This window comes from Bacteroidota bacterium (assembly GCA_018692315.1).
Classification (GTDB): Bacteria; Bacteroidota; Bacteroidia; order Bacteroidales; family JABHKC01; genus JABHKC01.
This window is the reverse complement of sequence record JABHKC010000098.1, coordinates 50778-71070: the sequence shown is the minus strand read 5'-3', so window position 1 is coordinate 71070 and position 20293 is coordinate 50778. Positions and strand designations below refer to the sequence as shown.

General features: G+C 32.2%; 15 protein-coding genes. 9 read left to right on the top strand and 6 right to left on the bottom strand.

Annotated elements, in window-relative coordinates; genetic code table 11:
• Window positions 1-2046: T9SS type A sorting domain-containing protein (locus HN894_08215; protein MBT7143309.1), on the bottom strand; the 2046-nt coding region annotated here is incomplete at its 3' end.
• Window positions 2047-2139: 93 nt separating this feature from the next.
• Window positions 2140-4227 carry a T9SS type A sorting domain-containing protein gene (locus HN894_08210; GenBank protein ID MBT7143308.1) on the bottom strand — a complete coding sequence of 696 codons (2088 nt, stop codon included), beginning with the start codon at window positions 4225-4227 and terminating at the stop codon, window positions 2140-2142.
• Window positions 4228-4372: 145 nt separating this feature from the next.
• Here HN894_08210 and ffh point away from each other — a divergent pair, with 145 nt between their 5' ends.
• Together ffh and HN894_08200 are read left to right on the top strand one after the other, a co-directional pair.
• Complete coding sequence (gene ffh / locus HN894_08205; protein ID MBT7143307.1) at window positions 4373-5707, top strand: signal recognition particle protein; 1335 nt, start codon at window positions 4373-4375, stop codon at window positions 5705-5707.
• A gap of 76 nt (window positions 5708-5783) precedes the next feature.
• A complete protein-coding gene (locus HN894_08200; protein MBT7143306.1) occupies window positions 5784-6665 on the top strand; it encodes a bifunctional 5,10-methylene-tetrahydrofolate dehydrogenase/5,10-methylene-tetrahydrofolate cyclohydrolase in 882 nt (293 codons plus the stop codon).
• Between the two features lie 58 nt (window positions 6666-6723).
• Here HN894_08200 and HN894_08195 read toward each other — a convergent pair whose 3' ends face one another.
• From HN894_08195 to HN894_08185, 3 genes are all read right to left on the bottom strand, one after another.
• Window positions 6724-7962, bottom strand: a complete 1239-nt coding sequence (locus HN894_08195) for a 3-deoxy-D-manno-octulosonic acid transferase (protein MBT7143305.1) — start codon at window positions 7960-7962, stop codon at window positions 6724-6726.
• A gap of 78 nt (window positions 7963-8040) precedes the next feature.
• On the bottom strand, window positions 8041-8787 hold the full coding sequence (locus HN894_08190) for a hypothetical protein (protein ID MBT7143304.1): 747 nt from the start codon (window positions 8785-8787) through the stop codon (window positions 8041-8043).
• Window positions 8788-8793: 6 nt separating this feature from the next.
• Window positions 8794-9723 carry a hypothetical protein gene (locus HN894_08185; protein MBT7143303.1) on the bottom strand — a complete coding sequence of 310 codons (930 nt, stop codon included), beginning with the start codon at window positions 9721-9723 and terminating at the stop codon, window positions 8794-8796.
• A gap of 526 nt (window positions 9724-10249) precedes the next feature.
• On the opposite strand from HN894_08185, the gene HN894_08180 reads away from it, so the two are divergent.
• Window positions 10250-11557, top strand: a complete 1308-nt coding sequence (locus HN894_08180) for a citrate (Si)-synthase, eukaryotic (protein MBT7143302.1) — start codon at window positions 10250-10252, stop codon at window positions 11555-11557.
• 243 nt (window positions 11558-11800) lie between these two features.
• On the opposite strand, the gene HN894_08175 is transcribed toward HN894_08180, so the two are convergent.
• Window positions 11801-12001: a hypothetical protein gene (locus HN894_08175; GenBank protein MBT7143301.1), complete on the bottom strand. Its 201-nt coding sequence runs from the start codon at window positions 11999-12001 to the stop codon at window positions 11801-11803.
• A gap of 179 nt (window positions 12002-12180) precedes the next feature.
• On the opposite strand from HN894_08175, the gene HN894_08170 reads away from it, so the two are divergent.
• From HN894_08170 to HN894_08145, 6 genes are all read left to right on the top strand, one after another.
• A complete protein-coding gene (locus HN894_08170; protein ID MBT7143300.1) occupies window positions 12181-12801 on the top strand; it encodes a TetR/AcrR family transcriptional regulator in 621 nt (206 codons plus the stop codon).
• Window positions 12801-14168, top strand: a complete 1368-nt coding sequence (locus tag HN894_08165; protein MBT7143299.1) for a TolC family protein — start codon at window positions 12801-12803, stop codon at window positions 14166-14168. Before HN894_08170 ends, HN894_08165 begins: the two co-directional genes overlap by 1 nt.
• Before the next feature lie 12 nt (window positions 14169-14180).
• Window positions 14181-15356, top strand: a complete 1176-nt coding sequence (locus HN894_08160) for an efflux RND transporter periplasmic adaptor subunit (GenBank protein MBT7143298.1) — start codon at window positions 14181-14183, stop codon at window positions 15354-15356.
• A gap of 70 nt (window positions 15357-15426) precedes the next feature.
• Complete coding sequence (locus tag HN894_08155) at window positions 15427-15654, top strand: DUF433 domain-containing protein (GenBank protein MBT7143297.1); 228 nt, start codon at window positions 15427-15429, stop codon at window positions 15652-15654.
• Window positions 15651-16025 (top strand): DUF5615 family PIN-like protein, encoded by a 375-nt coding sequence (locus HN894_08150; protein ID MBT7143296.1) that lies wholly within the window; start codon window positions 15651-15653, stop codon window positions 16023-16025. Before HN894_08155 ends, HN894_08150 begins: the two co-directional genes overlap by 4 nt.
• A 218-nt stretch (window positions 16026-16243) precedes the next feature.
• Complete coding sequence (locus tag HN894_08145) at window positions 16244-19693, top strand: efflux RND transporter permease subunit (GenBank protein ID MBT7143295.1); 3450 nt, start codon at window positions 16244-16246, stop codon at window positions 19691-19693.
• Window positions 19694-20293: the final 600 nt, after the last annotated feature.

Below are 20293 nucleotides of genomic sequence, written 5' to 3'. Positions count from 1 at the left end.
TTTTGTTCTAATTTCGTTGCCAACTGTTAGTTTGGCAAGATAAATTCCGGAAATATTAGCTTTCATATTTACAGAATAAGAATATACACCTTTTTCATTAAATTGATTATTAAAAATGGTTCTAACTTTTTTTCCGGTAATATCAAAGATTTCAAGTGAATCAAATTCCGCTTTATTCAGATAAAAGCTAATTTTGGTAGTTTCAGAAAAAGGATTGGGATAAATTTTTATTCCTGAATTTAATTTGTTTTCTGTTATGCCAAGAGTGGTTATTGTATAACACGAACTTGTGTCAGTGCAGCCATTTTCTGTGATTATTACTGCATAGCTGCCATTTATGGTGGGAGTGAAACTTTGATTTGTTTCACCGATAACTGGCATATTCCCATATCCACAATAAGTCCATTGGTAAGTTGCTCCATTTGAGTTTGCAGTTAGAGTATTTTCATTTTGAGTAACAGAGGTATCTACATAATTAAATGTTACATTTAGAGTAATAATGCTATCGCAACCAGAACCATTTGTAATAGTATCGTAATACGTACCATTACTTGTGATTGTAGTATCATTGAAATAATAGCTGAAGCAGGCTGATTCTGAAATTATACTTGACACTTCAGAGCATTGACTCAATTTCAATACAAATGCGTTTTGGGAATAATTGTTCAGGTTATATGTTGAACTCAAATTATAAACATTTGGTCCGGGATCAAAATCAACAACTTCATGAAATCCTCCAACTAAAATTACATTATTTTCATGGTCAGTTTTCAAATCCCTGCCATAATCCCATTCAGTACTGCCAAAGCTGCCTGCCCAAGCAAAATTTCCTGATACATCTAATTTTGATATAAATATATCATTGTTTCCATAAAGATTATAAATCCCAATTGCTGGATCTAAATCTACTGAAACATGGAAATATCCTGTAGTATAAATATTCCCGGTAGCATCAAGAGCAATTGAATAACTAATACAATTGTAACATTCTATATGTTTTACAAAAGAAATTGTACCAGAAGTATCAATTTTAGAAATAAAAACGTCAAAATTTTCCTGCGGAGTCAATTCAAAAATTCCAATTGAATCAGGATCAAAATCAACAGTTCCAGAGAAATTCCCTGTTACATAAATATAACCTGAATTATCACAAACAATTGAATGCCCACGAGACATTCCACCTTCAAAGGTATTTGCCCACACAAAATTTCCTGAAGAATTTAATTTGACAATATAACATGAAAGATATTCTGCAGAAAGGTTAAACACGCCAGGGCCTGGATCAAAATCTGTAGTACTCTTAAACTCACCGGTTACATATACATTCCCTATATTGTCTAAACACATTGAATGTGCATAATCACAGAATTCTCCTCCTATTTGTTTGGCCCATAAAAAATCTCCCAATGAATCTAATTTTAATATAAATATATCGGGATTGTTTGTATTGACTGTAGGAGAAAGATTAAAAACGTTTGGTCCTGTGTCAAAATCAACAATACCGGTAAATTTACCTGAGATATAAATATTATTGAATGCGTCTGTAGAAATTGAGACACCAGTAACACCATTTGTAGCAATAGCTTTTGCCCAAATTAAATCTCCTGATGAATTATATTTAGCAATATACATTCCTGGTCCGGGAACTAAATATTCGCCAGGCCCAAAATCAAGATCTAATGTATCTGCAAAACGCCCTATAATAAGAAAATTTCCCTCAAGATTAATTGTAATATCAGCACAACCAACATCTCCACCATTGCCAATTCTATTTGCAAAAACAAAATTACCTGCTGCATCTAATTTAGAAATATATGCAGTAAAATAATTTGAGGTCAGATTATATACTCCAGACCCTGGATCAAAATCTCCTGTTCCTGAAAATCCTCCTACTGAATATATGTTTCCTGCTGAGTCCATGTCAAAACTTGTTCCAGATCCAGTTTCTCCAGTGAAGCCTGCAGCCCAATCAAATTGTAGTTGCTGAGCAAATAGGTTAGTTGAAATAAAAAAAATGCTAGTTAGGATAAAAATTTTCGTTTTCATAATAATAGTTTTGAATTACAAATCTCATTGAAATTTTCTATAAAAAAAAACACAATAAAACATACGATATTTTATTTGAAAAAAGAATAATATCTATTCCTTCACAAATTTTTCAACAAAGATAGTTTTATTTTCCACAACTTTCCTTACAAAATATTCGCCAGCCGGTAATTTTTTAATATCCAACTCGATTGTTTTTTGATTTGCAAAATTCTTTTCAATCAAAAGCTGACCGGAATTATTTATTATTTCAACAGTTCCTTTTGGATAAAAGGTTTCGAAATCTATATGAATTTTTTCATTTGCCGGATTTGGATAAACTTTTACTCCTGAATCAAAATCATTTTCTGATATACTAACTGTGTTTATTATATAACACGAACTTGTGTCGGTGCAGCCATTTTCTGTAATTATTACTGCATAGCTGCCATTTGCAGTGGGAATAAATATTTTGTTTGTTGCTCCAGCAATTGGTATATTTCCATTTCCACAATCTATCCATTGGTAAATTGCTCCGTTTGCATTAGCAGACAAGGTATTTCCATTTTGGAAAACTGAAGTATCAACATTATATATTGTCAAATCTAAAGTTATGATGCTATCGCAACCCGCAGCATTTGCAATTGTATCAATATAAACCCCTGAATTTGTTAAGCTATCTCCTGAAGGCGAAATGTAGTTTTTGCAGGAAAATATTTCTAAAGTAGATGATGTCTCATAGCAAGTCTTAAGTTTTAAGATGAAAGGGTTTGGGAAATTAATTGGATTAGATGTCAAATTACATATGCCAGAATTAGGATCAAAATCTACCGTGTTTTCAAAATATCCTGTTGAAAAGACATTTCCTGCATTATCAACAGTAATTGATGTTCCTTCATCAAAAGAATTTGAACCAAAGTTTTGTGCCCAAACATGATTTCCGAATGAATCTAATTTTGAAATAAAAATATCGTATAATCCATTTGATGTCAAATAATCAATGCCTATCGGATCAGGATCGAAATCAGCTACAATTTGAAAAGCTCCTATTGTATAAATATTTCCTGAATTGTCAATACTAATGGAATTACTTGCATTACTAACCATAAAGTTTTCGCTTCTAACACTTTTCACAAAATCAAAATTGCCATTTTCATCAAATTTTGAAATATAAATGTCTATGTAAAATAATGAAATTAGATTATACACACCTGGTCCCGGATCAAAATCCATAGTGTCTGTAAATTCGCCGGTTAAATAGACATTCTCAGAATCATCAACAGAAAGCGAACTACAACTATTTAACCAAGTAGCATTGCCCCCAATGTTAATACTCCATACAAAATTACCGGAGTTATCTAATTTTAAGATAAAAATTGTACCATGTGTTTCATTTAGATTATATACTCCAAACGGATCGGGATCAAAATCTACAGTATCGCAAAAAGTTCCGGCAACATAGACATTGTGTGAGGCATCAATAGTTATTGATTTTCCAATATTATCACCGGTATCACCCCCAAAATTGTACGCATAAATCATATCTCCAGTAGAACTAAGTTTCAATACAAAAATATCCGAACTACCATTTGATGTAATATTATGAATTCCAATATTAGGGTCGAAATCGGCAGTTTCACTAAAAGTTCCTGTTAGGCATACATTTCCCTCATTATCAATATCCACAGAAGTTGCCATATCAGAGTCTATTCCTCCTATACTTTTGGCCCATATAAAATAGCCTGATGAATCAAGTTTAGAAATAAAAATATCATTAATCCCGTTCGAACTAAGATTAAATATACCACTTCCCGGATCAAAGTCAACTGTTCCAGAAAAAGATCCAACATGATAAAGGTTGCCAAACGGATCAATTGCAATAAATTGACCATATTGATTACTATTCGCACCTATTCTTCTTGCCCATATTAAATTTCCAGAATTGTCAAATTTTGTAATAAATTCATTTGATGGTCCATTTGATGAAAGATTAGAAACTCCAATTCCAGGATCAAAATCCATAGTTCCAAAAAAATTACCAAGCGTATAAACATTCCCATCGTTATCAACAGTAATAGTTTTACCTCCACCTCCAGCATTTGCTCCTCCAAAACCTGCCACCCAATCAAGCAAAAGTCCTTGTGCAAAAATGTTTGTTGAAATTAATAATGTACTTATTATAATAATAAATCTTGTTTTCATAATTGTTTGTTATCGGCATTTTAATTTTGACATAAAAATAGAACAAATAGTTCCTTATTCCAAATTATAATTTCGAAATATTTATTGTCTCAAATTTCTACTTCAATCCCAAAGATTTTATAATTTTGCAAAAAATTGAAAAGTTATGTTCGAAAAATTATCAGATAGATTAGAAAAGTCGTTTAAAATACTGAAAGGCGAGGGCAGGATTACAGAAATCAATGTAGCCGAAACCTTAAAAGATGTACGAAGAGCATTGTTAGATGCCGATGTAAATTTCAAAATTGCAAAATCGTTTACTGATACAGTAAAGGAAAAAGCCCTTGGACAAGATGTGCTAAAATCGCTGAAACCAAGCCAGTTGATGATAAAAATTGTTAACGATGAGCTGACCGGTCTCATGGGAGGCGATCAGGTTGATGTAAACATTAAAACCAATCCAAGCATAATTCTTATTGCTGGTTTGCAGGGTTCCGGTAAAACAACATTTTCGGGTAAACTTGCAAACTATCTAAAAACAAAACGAGGGAAAAATCCTTTGTTGGTGGCTTGTGATGTTTATCGTCCTGCTGCAATTGAGCAGTTGAAAGTTCTTGCCGGACAGATTGATATTCCGGTTTATTCCGAAGAAGGAAATCTCGATCCTGTGAAAATTGCCAAAGCTTCGGTAAAATATGCAAAGGAAAACGGACATAATTTGGTGATTGTAGATACGGCAGGTCGTTTGGCAATAGACGAACAAATGATGAACGAGATAACCACAATTAAAAATAAAATCAATCCGCACGAGATATTATTTGTTGTTGATTCAATGACAGGGCAAGATGCTGTAAATACTGCGAAAGAATTTAACAATCGTCTCGATTATGATGGTGTTGTGCTTACAAAACTTGATGGTGACACAAGAGGTGGAGCAGCCTTAACAATAAAATCGGTTGTAAATAAGCCAATCAAATTTGTAGGTACAGGCGAAAAGCTCGATGCTTTAGAGATTTTCTACCCCGACCGTATGGCAAACCGTATTCTTGGAATGGGCGATGTAGTAAGCTTTGTAGAAAAAGCTCAAGAACATTTCGATGCTGATGAAGCAAGAAAACTTCAAAAGAAAATTGCGAAAAACCAATTCAACTTCAACGATTTTTATAAGCAAATTCAGCAAATAAAAAAAATGGGGAATATGAAAGACCTTGCCGGAATGATTCCCGGAGTTGGAAAAGCAATAAAAAATATGGATATGGATGACGATGCTTTCAAGAATATTGAAGCAATAATTCAATCGATGACACCCATAGAAAGAGACAATCCCACTGTTTTGAATGGTAGCCGCCGCCGCCGAATTGCAAATGGTAGCGGAACAACGGTTCAAGAAGTTAATCAATTGATCAAACAATTTGACGAAACTCGAAAAATTATGAAAATGGCAAGCAGCGGAAAAAACTTAAAACGAATGATGAATAACCTTACTGCTGCTAAAAGGTAGAGAGTCAAAAATTGGAAATTAGAAATTAGAAACTTTATTCAAGCTTTCCCGAATTTCAAACATACAAATTAAAAAAATGCAAATAATTGATGGAAAAAAAATCTCATCTGAAATAAAAAATCAGATTGCTGAAGAAGTAAACAAGATAAATGAAAATGGCGGGAAAGTTCCGCATCTTGCAGCAATAATTGTTGGCAACGATCCGGCGAGCGAAACTTACGTCGGGCACAAAACCAAAGCTTGCGAACAGGTTGGATTTGATTCTACTACTTTGAGATTCGACGAAAATATTTCTGAAAACAAATTATTAGCAGAAATTTCGCAGCTAAATCAAAGCCCTGAAATTGATGGCTTTATAGTACAACTACCATTGCCAGATCATATTTCTGAAGAAAAAATTACATTGGCTATCGACCCATCAAAAGATGTAGATGGTTTTCATCCCGAGAATGTTGGAAGAATGGTAATAGGGCTACCTGCATATTTGCCTGCCACACCTTTCGGAATAGTTGAGTTGATTAAAAAATATGAAATCGAAACCGTAGGGAAAAATTGTGTAATAATTGGAAGAAGTAATATTGTTGGTACGCCACTTAGTTTGCTGATGATGAAGAAAGCATATCCTGGAAACTCTACAGTTACCGTTTGCCATAGTCGTACAAAAAACATAAAAGAGATTACAAAAAATGCAGATATATTAATTGTTGCAATTGGCAAACTCGAATTTCTAACGGCAGATATGGTTAAAAACGGGGCAGTAGTAATCGATGTAGGAATGCATCGTGTAAAATCTGACAAAACAAAATCGGGCTGGAAATTAAAAGGCGATGTAAAATATGATGAAGTTTCAGAGAAATGTGAATATATAACTCCCGTTCCTGGCGGAGTTGGCCCAATGACCATTGTTTCTTTACTGAAAAATACACTACTGGCATCGAAAAAGGAAATTTATTCATAGTGTTTTGAACTTTCCCCTCAAAAGCCTGTTGCAGCTTTGCAAGAGAAAAAATTCAACTCTAATTTTCATTCAATAAAAAATCTATAATAATTTTTGTTGCACCAATTTTAGATTCAACATATGCACTTGAAATCCGGGAGGTTTTTTCAAGCATAGATTTGTCTGCAATCAGATTTTTTACTGTTCCATTAAATTCCTCGAAATTGCTTATTGGGAAAGCTCCTTTAAGTTGAATAAGCTCATTTGCTTCTTGAAATTTTGAGTAATTTGGTCCGAAAATTACAGGCAAACCAAAAGTTGCTGCCTCAAGAATATTATGGATTCCAACACCAAAACCGCCGCCAATAAAGGCAATTTCGCAATATTTATAAAGAGATGACAGCATTCCGATATTGTCAATAATAAGCACTTCAAATTGATTAATAGTTTCGGGACCTGCCTCCGAGAACTTTATAGTTTTAGGTTTTATTGAATTAAAAATCCGATCAATATTTTCTTTTTTAATTTCGTGAGGAGCAATAATAAATTTAGATTCTGTTTCGGCCTGATTGATAAAATTTATAAGAATTTCCTCTTCTTTCTGCCAACTACTTCCTCCAATAATTATCTGACTATTTTGCTTAAATTTTTCGACTAAAGTAATTTTTTTCGACTGTTCAGAAATTTTTGCAACTCTGTCGAAACGAGTATCACCGGCAATGCTTACTTGATTTATATTTATTGAACTAAGAAGGTTTTTTGAAATTTCGTTTTGAACAAAAATATGATTGAATGAATTTAAGGTTTTCTTAAAAAAGCCAGCGTACCACTTAAAAAATCGTTGATTCTTTCTGAATATTGCTGACACAACATAAGTTGGTATTTTTCTGTTTTTCAGACAATTTAAATAATGATACCAAAATTCATATTTCACAAAAATTACGAACTTCGGATTTACAATTTCTACGAATTTTCTAGCATTCGATTTTGTATCCAAGGGGAGATAAAAAATATAATCAGCTCCTCGATAGTTCTTCTTTATTTCGAAACCCGAAGGTGAAAAAAATGTAAGTAATATTTTGCAATTTTTGAATTGCGATTTTACTTCTTCAATAAGTGGCAAAGCTTGCTCAAACTCTCCAAGCGATGCTACGTGAAACCAGATAATTTCCTCGCTTGTATTTATTGCCGACTTTAGTTTTGCAAAAATATATTTCCTGCCATCGATCCACAATTTTGCCTTAGAATTGCCAAAAACTGAGGCGAAAAAAATTAGTGCATAATATATTCTGATTGAAAAATTATAAAGTTGAAGCATTTTCTAATATGAAAAAGATAGACTGTTCAGGTTTTATGCAAAAAGCGAAATGCTCATTGATAACAGAAATAGTAGATTCTATTTTGTATAATAATTATTCGCTGTTTGCCGCTTAATTGGAATTATCCAACCAACTCTAATTCCGTATAAAAAATCTTGCCTGTCTGAATTGTCCTGTTGTTTTGTGTCGAAATTGAAATCGCGACGATTTTTTGTCCAGGCTTGATAATATTCGATTCCGGCGTAAAAATTATAATTTCCATCGTCGCTCATATACGAATAACCCACAAATTCGTTGATTGCAAAACCATTGGTTAGCCTATCATATCCTTTTGCATAATCGTTAATTATTTGCGGAGTATTATTTCCGTTATTTTCAATTCTAATTTTATGCTGAAGAAGTCCAAAATTTGCATATATCAGGATTCCTGAATTTTCGTTTGGCGAAAAAACCGGAAACAGATACCCAAGTTTTGCACCCATAAAAAAACCTCTTTCAGAAAGAATATAATCTGCATATTCTCCATAAAGATTAATCATTTCACCGTTCGAAGTTTTTATTTTATCGAAAATTCCATCTTCTTTTAGATTGTTCCCAAAAAGGTAGCTTGCTTCAATTCCGATAATAAAATTCGATTTTAGCTTTAGCGAAAACGATGAGCCAATCATCGAATTAACACCATACCTTTCTGCCAAATCTTTTTGAGGAAATTGCAAGGAATAATTTACAGTAAACATCGGAATTGTTTTTGCATTTTCAAGAGAAAATTGAGAAAAAGCAAAATTAGCAATTAACAAAAAAATTAGATATAGATTCTTTTTCATAGCTATTTATTTCATTTCAAAATCGGCTGAACCAACTAGGTTTCCTTCCAAAAATACATCTACAGAATAATTTCCGGGCAAATATATTTCATCATTTTCCCAAAAAATGCAAATTTGGGCTTCTTTGTTTTCATATTCAAGTAGTCGTTTTGCCGAATATACTATCTCCATTCCTTCAAATTCAAAAAGGTTTTCTACCGATTTTGTCAGCACCAGATCATCGGGGCGAACAATTCGAATAAAAACATCTTTGGCTCCGGGCTCAACAACTACATTTTCTGAAATATCGAAGCACACTTTGATTTTTTTAAGCCGGCTTGCTTTTTTAGTCTCTCTGCCCCTTTTATTCAAGGATATAATATCAAAATTATTTGCTTTCAGAACAGCGGCTTTTTCTACAATATTGCTTAAATCTTCATTTGTTTTTGAAAGCTTTTGATTTCTGTTTTTTGCTTTTTGAATTTTCTCTCGAACTTCAATATTTTCGAGGGTTAATTCCTGGTTTTTTGTATTTAAAGAATCTATTTGAGTGATGTAGCTTTTCATGATATTTCGCAATGTCCCAAGCTCCTTTTTGTACTGTCGAATTTTTGAAGCATTTGTTGCCTTAATTTGTTTAACATCTTCAATCATAAGCTGAATTTTTGACCTTTCCTCAGCTAATTTTACATTAAGAGTGTCGTTGTTGGTTTTTAAAGTATCGTATTCGCTAAGCAAAATGTCCAATTCGGTCTGAATATCTTGTTTCTCAATTTTTAATACGCTTACAATTTTTTCTGTTTCTATTTTCTGTTGATAATAGAACCATGATATTGCTGCAATCGCTATTGCCATTATTACCAGTAAAATAATATAAGCCAAATTGCTCTTTTTCGTCTTATTCGTTTCGCCCATCAATTGTTTATTTTTGTTATCACTAATACTTTTTTCGCTCATAATAAAATCTCGTTTTTAATACGGCACAAATTTACTTTTATTTTTATTATTACTTAAAAATTTGATTCCTACTAAATTTTATTTTCCGAGCTTATTTCAACTAACAAACATATGCCATAAAAATAGGGAGAGAATAACTTTAATGATTTCATATCTATCAATGAAAATTTGCTTTTTTCTCTTTTTATTGAAAAAATTGACTTGAGAATATGTAATAAATAGTTTCCAAATTCAATTAATATTTGCTTTTAGCTTTAATTTGTATTAAATTTGGATAGTACATATTTTTTTTGACAAAGTTATCCAAAATGGATGCAATATTTGAGTAAGAATGCTTCGTATAAGTATTTTGTTGATGAAAGTTGAAGCTCTATAGTTATAAGTTTTTACTTCAGAAAACTGATTGCATCTGATTCAAGCAAATTATACAAGCATTGATCTTCACAAACGGAATTTTGAGTTCTTATTTTTTTGTTTTAAGCAATAAGTCTGAATAGTTAAATTATTTATTTTAAAACTAAATATTATGAAAAAAATTAAAAAAATTATTTACGAAGAAGCTCCTCCTTTTATTGAAAGTATTAAAAAGCTAAATAGGGAGCATGGAAAAAAAGTTATCTGCGATGTAACTTTAGAACAGGTTTTGACTGGAATGCGTGGTGTTGTCAGTCTGTTAACAAGCACCTCGAAACTTGATCCGGAAGAAGGTATAAGATTTCGTGGATATTCAATTCCGGAATTAAAGAAAATTTTGCCTACAGCAAAAGGAGGAAATTATCCTTTGCCTGAAGGGCTATTTTATTTAATGTTGCTAAATCACATCCCTACTGAAGACGATGTTACTCAACTCTCGAAAGAATGGTACGACCGAGCAGAAGTTCCTCAATATGTTTACGATATTATAAACTCCTTTCCTGTTGATGCACATCCGATGACTCAGCTTGTAAGTTCAATTGCATCAATGTCAACCGAATCAAAATTCAGGCTTGCTCACAGGCAAGGTTTAGTCAAGAAAGATTACTGGGATCTTACCTACGAAGATGTAATGGACCTTATTGCTCGTTTGCCGCGAATTGCTGCCTACATTTATAGAAGATCTTTCCATAATTCTAATTTTATTGAAGCGATACCCGGATTAGACTGGGCAGCAAATTTCGCTCATATGATGGGATATGATAGCCCAGAAGTAAAAGAACTTTTCAGATTATATTTAACAATTCATACCGACCACGAAGGAGGAAATGTTTCGGCACATACAACACATTTGGTTGGTTCGGCTCTTAGCAATCCGTATTATTCATTTGCTGCCGGACTGGCCGGATTAGCCGGACCTTTGCATGGTTTGGCTAATCAGGAAGTTATTAGATGGATATTTAAAATGTTGGAAGAAATTGGGAACGAAAATCCAAGTAAAAAACAAATAGCAGAATATACTACCCGAACATTGAAAGAAGGTAAAGTGGTTCCTGGATATGGTCATGCTGTGTTACGAAAAACCGACCCCAGATATTTAGCTCAAAGAGAATTTGCACAAAAGCATTTTCCGGAGGATCCTTTGTTTCAAGTTGTTAATAATATATATGAAGTAGTCCCTCCGATTCTGTCAAACATCTCGAAAATAAAAAATCCCTGGCCAAATGTCGATGCTCATTCAGGTGTGATGCTCCTGCATTATGGAATTAAGGAATACGATTTTTATACAGTTTTATTTGGTGTTTCAAGAGCACTTGGTGTTTTAGCACAATTGGTCTGGGACAGAGCTTTAGGATTTTCAATAGAAAGACCTAAATCGCAAGATTTGGCATGGTTTAAACAGAAAGTTGGTTCTGAATGATAATACCGTACTCAAAATGAATAAAATCTCTATTGATTGTAATTTTGTTTACTTGTACTTAATTTTGTAAATAAAACTCCATTCAATAAAATCGAGAATATGGAATTTGTTTACTCGTAGATTTAATCCAAGCGAAAATTTTTTATAAAAATTGTAATTCAAACCAAAACGCTGATAAAATACAGGGTTTTGGTTTTTATTATTTTTACGAAAGATGTAAAGCGAGGGTTGAATAATTATATTCTAATTCGATTTTACTATTTTATCTCCATCGAATTGCCTCCTTCTAATGAGTGCCTTAATTCTGGAATTCCATTCGTAAATTTCTAATGGTTTGGTCAAATAATCGTCAGCTCCTAAATATAAACCTGCGATTTTATCATCTAAGGAATTTATGGCCGAATCAAAGTTTTCGGAAAACTCGCAAATATATTTCTCCGTCATTAAAAAATCCGAAATTGTTCTAAGTAGTTGCTATTCACCTTCAATAATCAAAACTTTCTAAAGAAAATTTGAAGTTACACTCAAGATTTCTTCATAGTTAAACGAAAAAAAACTAAATAAACAATAGAAACGTTTTATAAATAATTTGTTTCCTAAGTTTTTAGAATTACTTTTGCCGCATGAATAAGGATTTACAAAATATAGTTTCTAATGTAAGAGTTCTTTATCAGAAATATGGGATAAAAAGTATCACAATGGACGATGTTGCAAGAGAACTTGGAATTTCGAAAAAGACATTGTATCAACACATAAAAGACAAAACTGAGCTTGTTGAAAAAGTTTTGCAGGCTGATATTGAGGAAAGAAATGTGTTTTTAGACAATTTGTTAGAAAAAAATCTAAATGCAATTGACGAATTATTTGAGATAAATAAACATGTAAACCATATTTTGCAAAAGCACAATCCTTCCACTTTCTACGATTTGAAAAAATACTATCCTTCCTTACTGAATAATTTGAAGTGCAACCGACGAGAAAGGATGTACGAAATATTTCTTAATAACATCATAAAAGGGAAAAAGCAAAATCTATTCAGAAAAGAGATAAATGAACAAATAATAGTAAAATTCTATCTCGACCGAATGGATAATATTGGCAGAAGCGAAAATTTTTCCAATCAAGAAATTATTTCTACAGAAGTTTTCTATGAATTATTTATTTATCACATTCATGGAATTGCAAACCCGAATGGAATAAAATTGCTTTACGAAAAACTTAAAGAACTAAAAACCCAAATATAATGAAGATTAAACATGGCATTTTGGCTGTTATAGTGATACTATTTTCAGCTCTCAATATGCAGTCGCAGACAGTTATGAAACTGTCCTTGAAAGAAGCTCAGGATTATGCCCTTAAAAATAATGCCCAAATAAAAAATGCAAAACTCGATATTGTTTTAGCAAAAAAGAAAGTTTGGGAAACCACTGCAATAGGTTTGCCACATGCCACCGGAACAGCAAATTATTCGAATATTTTGGAAGTCCCGGAAATGAACTTTGGCGGCTATATCGATTGGCAGTCAATAGATGCAACAATGCCATTGACATCAGATATGGTCATGGATAACTATGTTGAAGGAGAGCCAATCCAACTTGGAACAAAAGAAAATGTTACCTTCGATTTTAATGTGTCGCAGTTGGTTTTTAGTGGCGAATATATTGTTGGATTGCAGGCATCGAAAATCTATAAAAAGCTCTCAGAACAAAACCTGCAGAAGACCGAAGCAGATATTAAAGAATTGATAATAAATACATATTACTTGGTTCTAATAGCCGAAAAAAGTAAGGAAATTTTAGAATCGACTCTAACAAATACAGAAAAAATTGCTTATGAAATAAAGGAAATGTTAAATGTTGGTTTTGTGGAAGATACAGATTTTGACCAAATAGAACTCACACTTTCCAACATTAAAAACTCGCTAAGCTCATTAGAACGTCAGGTAGGTTTGACATACAAACTTTTGAAAATGCAATTAGGTTTGGAAACTGAAATTGATATTGAATTAACTGATAATCTTGACGATATTCTTTCAAATATATCGTACGAACAATTATTGAACGAACAATTTTTTGTAGAAAATAATATTGATTACAAATTAATTACAACCCAGGAAAATCTGTCGAACTTGAGTTTGAAAAGAGAAAAATCGACATTTCTTCCAAGTGTAGCAGCTTTTTATAATCACGAAGAACAAATGAACAAACCGGAATTTAATTTTTCGCCACCCGATATTTTTGGATTAAATATCGAAGTTCCCCTTTTGTCGAGCGGCATGAAATTGTCGAAAGTTTCACAAGCAAAAATTGAGCTCGAAAAAGTTAGAAATACAAAATGGCAAGTCGAACAAAATTTAATTCTTGGAGTCGAACAAGCAAAATCTGATTTAAAAACAAACTATGAAGAATATTTAAACTTGAAACAAAATCTGGAACTTGCCAAGAAAATCTATGAAAAAACATTAACCAAATATCAAGAAGGAATTTCAACGAGTTTCGACTTAACACAAGTTCATAATCAATATCTTACAGCACAATCAAATTATTTCAACAAAATGATAGATTTGCTTAAAGCAAATTCCGGTCTAAATAAATTATTATATAAAAATTAAAACCCGCAACAAATGAAATTACAAAATAGAGTTTTTGCTTTTTTTAAAAATATAGCGAATTTAAAAATCTTAATAATTGGTTTTATGTTTCTTCTTTCGTGTAGCAATCCAGCAATCACAGAAGAATCCATAAATCAGGAAATGTCAAAAAACAAAAAAGAGATTGCCGAACTTAATGCAAAAAATCACGAATTGAAAGGCCAATTAAAAGAAATCAAAGGAGCGGACAATCAAGAACATATTCAAAAAGTTGTTAGTAAAACTGTTGTATCTGAAAAGTTTGAACACTTTTTTGAGGCAAGCGGTAGTGTCGAAGCTGTAAAACAAGCATTTATAAGTCCCGAAATTAATGGCCAGATAAATAAAATTTATGTAGTTGAAGGACAAAAAGTAAAAAAAGGTCAATCGCTTGCTAAGCTAAATACCAGTGTTACAGACAATACAATAAAAGAAATCGAATCTTCATTAGAATTGGCAAGTCTGTTGTACAAAAAGCAAAAGCAGCTTTGGGATAAAAAAATTGGCTCCGAAATAGATTTTTTGAATGCAAAAAACAACAAAATTTCCCTCGAAAATAAGCTCAGTACTTTAAGAGCACAAAAAAACATGGCATTGATTACTTCACCCATCAACGGAACAATTGAAATGATATCTTTAAAGGAAGGAGAATTGGCTGTTCCCGGAATGCAATTTATGCTAATCGTAAATTTGGAATCGGTATATATTAATGCAGATATTTCTGAGGCATATATTTCAAAAATTAAGGAAGGAGATTCTGTTCTGCTTAAAATATCAGCCTACCCGGAAATGACAATTTATACTGATATTTATAGAATTGGAAATGTAATTAGTACTCAAAACCGAACTTTCAAAACACAATTATTAATAAAAAACAAAAATAATTTACTAAAACCAAATCTTACAACTGTATTAAAACTAAATGATTATGAAAACAATAATGCTCTTGTTGTTCCTTCTATAATTTTAAAACAAGATATGAAAGGAACATACCTCTATGTGGCCGAGAAGACTAACAACGGTAGCTTTGCGAAAAAAGTTTATGTTGAACCCGGAATGTCGGAAAACGACAATACAATTATTTCAAAAGGACTATCCGAAGGGAATAAGGTTATTGTCAAAGGTTATAATCTTATTGCCGATGGCGATAAAGTAAATCCGTCAAATTAATTTGGTTGGATTTTGATATTTAAATAAAATCAATATTTTTGAAGATTTATTATTATGAATTTGGGAGGTTATGGAAAGAATTACAATTAATCCGAAAATTGCTGGAGGAAGGCCAATTATTGCTGGTTCAAGAATAAGTGTTGAATTTATTCTCAATTTACTTGCTTCCGGAGTATCGGAAGATGAAATTCTTCAAGACTATTCTCATATTATAAAGGAAGATTTACATGCCTGCTACAAATATTTGGCACATTTTTACAAAAATATTGATAATCTAAATTTGGAGGTTAAGTTATGATATTTAAAAAGATAAAATTACTTACCGATGAAAATATTTCTCCTGTAGTAGTCAATTTTCTTCGACTACAAAACATAGATGTACTTGACGTAAAAGAAAACAATTGGATTGGAAAAACCGACGAAGAGCTTATTAAAACTGCATATTTAGGAAACCGGTTTGTTTTGACCCACGACGAAGACTTTGGGAAGTCAGATATTTTTGAAGGGATTAGTTATTATGGAATTATCTATATTAAGCTAAAAAACATTCAAGCAACAAATGTAATAAAAGTTTATAGTCAGCTATTAAATCTGAAAACAGATATTTTATCAAATTCTTTAGTGATAATAGAAGACACAAAGCTGAGAATTCGGAATAATTACCAATAAAATATCAGTTTATAAATTTTTAATGAAATTTATAAACTGATAAAATGACTAATTATATTCGATTCTTTTATTAGCATAATAAGTGAAAATTTATTGGTGAAAACAATCCCATTGAATTAAATCTTATAGTTCAGAAATCCAATATGCGAAATATCTATTTAAGAATTTGCAAATAAAAAATAAAAAAATAAAATATGAACACTGATAATCAGGAAATTATTACTGAATCACAAACAAAGAAAAAAGTAATCAGAGATTTTTTTCTAACTTCATTTGCATTAAAAAATAAAAATACGATTTATTTATTAGCAATAGTTTTCCTAATTTTTGGCTTATATTCATATCGCTCGTTGCCAAAAGAACTATTTCCAGAAGTATTTTTTCCTACAATTCTTGTAAATACGATCTATCCCGGAAATCCACCTTTAGATATCGAAAACCTAATAACCAGACCAATCGAAAAAGAGCTGGAAACTGTAAAAAATGTAAAAAGGTTAAGTTCTACATCTTCACAAGACGTGTCGGCAGTGATAGTGGAATTTAATACAAATATCGACATCAACGAAGCTCTGGTAGATGTGAAAGATGCTGTGGACAAAGCAAAAAGCGAGTTGCCAGACGATCTGCCGGCAGACCCTTCAGTGAACGACATAGATTTCTCGGAATTTCCAATTATAAATATTAATCTTTCAGGAGATTACAGCCTGATTGAGCTAAAACGATTTGCCGATTATCTGCAAGATGAAATCGAAAAAATAAAAGAAATATCGAAAGTTAATATTGCTGGAATTAACGAAAGAGAAATTAAGATAAATATTGATCCGCTCAAAACTGAAGCAAGTAAAATTAGCTTTCAGGACATTGAAGATGCAATAGCTTTCGAAAATATTTCTATGTCGGCCGGAGAGCTAAAATTAAATAAAACCCATCGTTCAATCCGAATAATTGGCGAATTTTTATCCGTAAAAGAGATAGAAAATATTATAGTAAAACACGAGGATGGTAAAATTGTATATTTAAGGGATGTTGCAGAAATAGTTGATGGTTACGAAGAACCGAACAATTTTGCCAGACTAAACAGGCAAGCAGTGGTTTCTTTGCAAGTGGTGAAAAAAAGCGGTGAAAATTTGCTTGATGCAACCGATCAGATTTTCGAAATACTTGATCAGGCAAGAAAAAGTCACAGTATTCCCGAAAATTTGTCGATAGTTTTAACCAACGATCAATCAGTAATGATTCGTAAACAACTTTCGAATTTAGAAAACTCAATGATACTCGGAATCATTTTCGTTATTATTGTTCTCTACATTTTTCTTGGAACGCGAAATGCAATGCTGGTAGGTTCGGCAATTCCAATGTCGATGCTCATTTCTTTTGTTATACTCAACTTTCTTGGCTATCGGATTAATATGATAATTCTTTTTGGATTAATCCTTGCACTCGGAATGCTCGTAGATAACGCAATTGTGGTGGTCGAAAATATTTATAGGTATATCGACCGTGGATATTCTAAATTCGAAGCAGCACGACAAGCCGCCGGAGAAATTGCAATCGCAATAATTACCTCAACGGCAACAACACTTGCTGCATTTTTCCCATTAATTTTTTGGGATAGCCTCATGGGAGAATTTATGAAATATCTGCCAATAACATTGATAATTGTACTTACCTCATCATTGTTTGTTGCTTTAGTAATAATTCCTGTTTTTGCTTCATCCTTAGTAAAAAAAGATGCACACAAAGAGCCTCCAAACAGAAAAAGATCGCTCATAATTTCGGCAATAACATTTGTCCTTTGTATTTTGTTCTATCTTGCGCAAAGCAATATTCTTGGCACTCTTTTCGGAATTGCAACAATTATTGGCTTGTTTAATCTATTCATTTTAAATAAATTAGGCAGATGGTTTCAAGAAGTTTTTCTATTGAGACTCGAAAACTTATACGAACAATTCATCCATTTTGTGTTACGAAAGAATAATCCATACTATTTTATTTTTGGGACTTTCATGCTTCTAATTTTCACAATCATGTTTCTTGGTGCACGTTCACCTAAAGTTTTATTCTTCCCCGAAAACGATCCTGAATACGTTAATATTCTTGCCGAACTACCTATTGGAATGGATGTTACGGCTTCGGATTCTGTTGCAATGATAATTGAAGAACATGTTGAGAGAGTTTTGAAGAAAAATGAGAAAATCGTTAAATCAGTTTTGACAACCGTAGGTCTTGGTGCAAAAGCAGAATCAGATTATTTCAACTTTTCGGAAACACCAAACCAGTTTCTATTGACTGTAACTTTTGTCGATTACGAAGACCGTGGCGGTGTTTTAACAAGCGATATTATGAAAGAACTAAGCGACGAATTGATTGGTGAATACGCAAACATACAATTTTCGATAGAAAAAAATTCAAATGGACCTCCTACCGGCAAACCAATAAATTTAGAAATTAGTGGTAAAGATTTTCAACAATTATTATATCTAAGCGATACCGTTCAGCAAATAATAAATCATGCTGAAATTGAAGGAATCGAAGGTCTAAAAATTGATTTGGATGTTGGTATGCCCGAGATGCTAATTCATATAGACAGAGAAAAATCAAGGCGTTTCGGACTATCAACCGGTATGATTGCCTCAACCATCAGAACAGCTCTTTTTGGTAAAGAAGTTTCAGATTTCAAAGTTGGCGAAGACGAATATCCAATTGTATTAAGGCTTAAAGAAAAATACAGAAACGACATTTCTTCCTTGATGAATATGAAGGTTACTTTTAGAAGCCAATCGAGCGGAAAAATCATTCAGATACCTGTTTCAGCAGTAGCAACATTTTCGTATAATACTACCTACGGTGCTGTGAAAAGAAAAGATTTGAACCGAATGATTACGATTTATTCAAATATAATTGAAGGATATAATGCCACAGAAATTAACAATCAATTGAAACCAATTCTGGCACAATTCCCATTCCCTGAAGGTTATGATTATCAATTTACGGGCGAGCAAGAAGAGCAAGAAGAATCAATGGCTTTTTTATTGCGGGTATTGCTTATTGCAGTCTCGCTAATTGCAATTATTTTAGTATCTCAATTCAATTCGGTTGTTAAACCATTTATCATAATTATGAGTGTGGTACTTAGTACAATAGGTGTTCTTGGCGGAATTGCAACATTCAAAATGGATTTTATTGTAATAATGACAGGAATTGGAATAGTTTCATTAGCCGGTGTGGTTGTAAATAATGCAATAGTTTTGATAGACTATATCAATTTAACAAAAATGCGGAAGAAGAAGGACTTAGGCCTGAAAAAAGAACATGATTTGAAAATTTCCGATTCTTTAGAATGTATTGTTTTTGCCGGGAAAATCAGACTACGACCCGTTCTACTAACTGCAATAACTACGATTCTCGGATTGCTGCCGATGGCAATTGGAATAAATATTGATTTTGTTTCCTTTCTAAACAACTTAGATCCAAAAATTTATCTTGGTGGAGATATGACAAGTTTTTGGGGAGCCTTTTCCTGGACAGTGATATTCGGATTATCCTTTGCTACATTCCTCACACTCATAATTGTTCCGTCAATGTATCATGTTTTGTATATTGGGAAAAGCAAAATTTGGGGATTAAATGAGAAAGCTTTTGAATTGAAAACTCAAATTGAAAACTAATTGCTTTGACAAAACTTAATTTTCAGGACCAGGATTTAGGCTTTTGGCTGCCTTGCTTAAAGAATTTTTAATAAAGAAATTTGATATTGGCATTTCAGAAATAAATTTTCCAAAAATAAGATGTGGAATGTATTTTTATCGTATTTTCGGAAATGATATTTTGAAGTCTGGTAGATTTTTCATTAAATAATTTAGTTCTTTGATATGTAAAGAAGCGAAATGTCATTTGTTGTAGATAATTAGGCGACTTCAAAAAATGCAAATTTCTTAGTTGTTTCAAAATTTTAAAATCCTCATTTACAATAGAAAACTCCGGTTTTCAAATTTCTTACGCCTTGAAATTTACTATTTTTAGAAGCCCCCTTAGGTAATATTTGATAATAATTATTTGCATATGACAGTTTTTCAGTATTGATTATTCACTAAAAGCCTCTTTGCATTTTGTTTAATATTTCAAACAATTATTTTACAGTAGATTAATATTTTTTCTCATATTTACATATTTTAAAAAATAATAAAGATGAACTCACGAGATTATTTCTTAATTAGCTGGCTTGGGTTTAGTTTAACAGAAATTTACACACATGTTTGCAAGAATAA

What these genes read in the sequence shown, in the direction of transcription:
- HN894_08180 (MBT7143302.1), top strand. Translation starts at nt 10,250, where the DNA reads ATGAAAAAAATTAAAAAAATTATTTACGAAGAAGCTCCTCCTTTTATT.
- HN894_08160 (MBT7143298.1), top strand. Translation starts at nt 14,181, where the DNA reads ATGAAATTACAAAATAGAGTTTTTGCTTTTTTTAAAAATATAGCGAAT.
- HN894_08165 (MBT7143299.1), top strand. Translation starts at nt 12,801, where the DNA reads ATGAAGATTAAACATGGCATTTTGGCTGTTATAGTGATACTATTTTCA.
- HN894_08190 (MBT7143304.1), bottom strand. Translation starts at nt 8,787, where the DNA reads ATGAAAAAGAATCTATATCTAATTTTTTTGTTAATTGCTAATTTTGCT.
- HN894_08170 (MBT7143300.1), top strand. Translation starts at nt 12,181, where the DNA reads ATGAATAAGGATTTACAAAATATAGTTTCTAATGTAAGAGTTCTTTAT.
- HN894_08210 (MBT7143308.1), bottom strand. Translation starts at nt 4,227, where the DNA reads ATGAAAACAAGATTTATTATTATAATAAGTACATTATTAATTTCAACA.
- HN894_08155 (MBT7143297.1), top strand. Translation starts at nt 15,427, where the DNA reads ATGGAAAGAATTACAATTAATCCGAAAATTGCTGGAGGAAGGCCAATT.
- HN894_08195 (MBT7143305.1), bottom strand. Translation starts at nt 7,962, where the DNA reads ATGCTTCAACTTTATAATTTTTCAATCAGAATATATTATGCACTAATT.
- HN894_08150 (MBT7143296.1), top strand. Translation starts at nt 15,651, where the DNA reads ATGATATTTAAAAAGATAAAATTACTTACCGATGAAAATATTTCTCCT.
- HN894_08200 (MBT7143306.1), top strand. Translation starts at nt 5,784, where the DNA reads ATGCAAATAATTGATGGAAAAAAAATCTCATCTGAAATAAAAAATCAG.
- HN894_08185 (MBT7143303.1), bottom strand. Translation starts at nt 9,723, where the DNA reads ATGAGCGAAAAAAGTATTAGTGATAACAAAAATAAACAATTGATGGGC.
- HN894_08175 (MBT7143301.1), bottom strand. Translation starts at nt 12,001, where the DNA reads ATGACGGAGAAATATATTTGCGAGTTTTCCGAAAACTTTGATTCGGCC.
- ffh (MBT7143307.1), top strand. Translation starts at nt 4,373, where the DNA reads ATGTTCGAAAAATTATCAGATAGATTAGAAAAGTCGTTTAAAATACTG.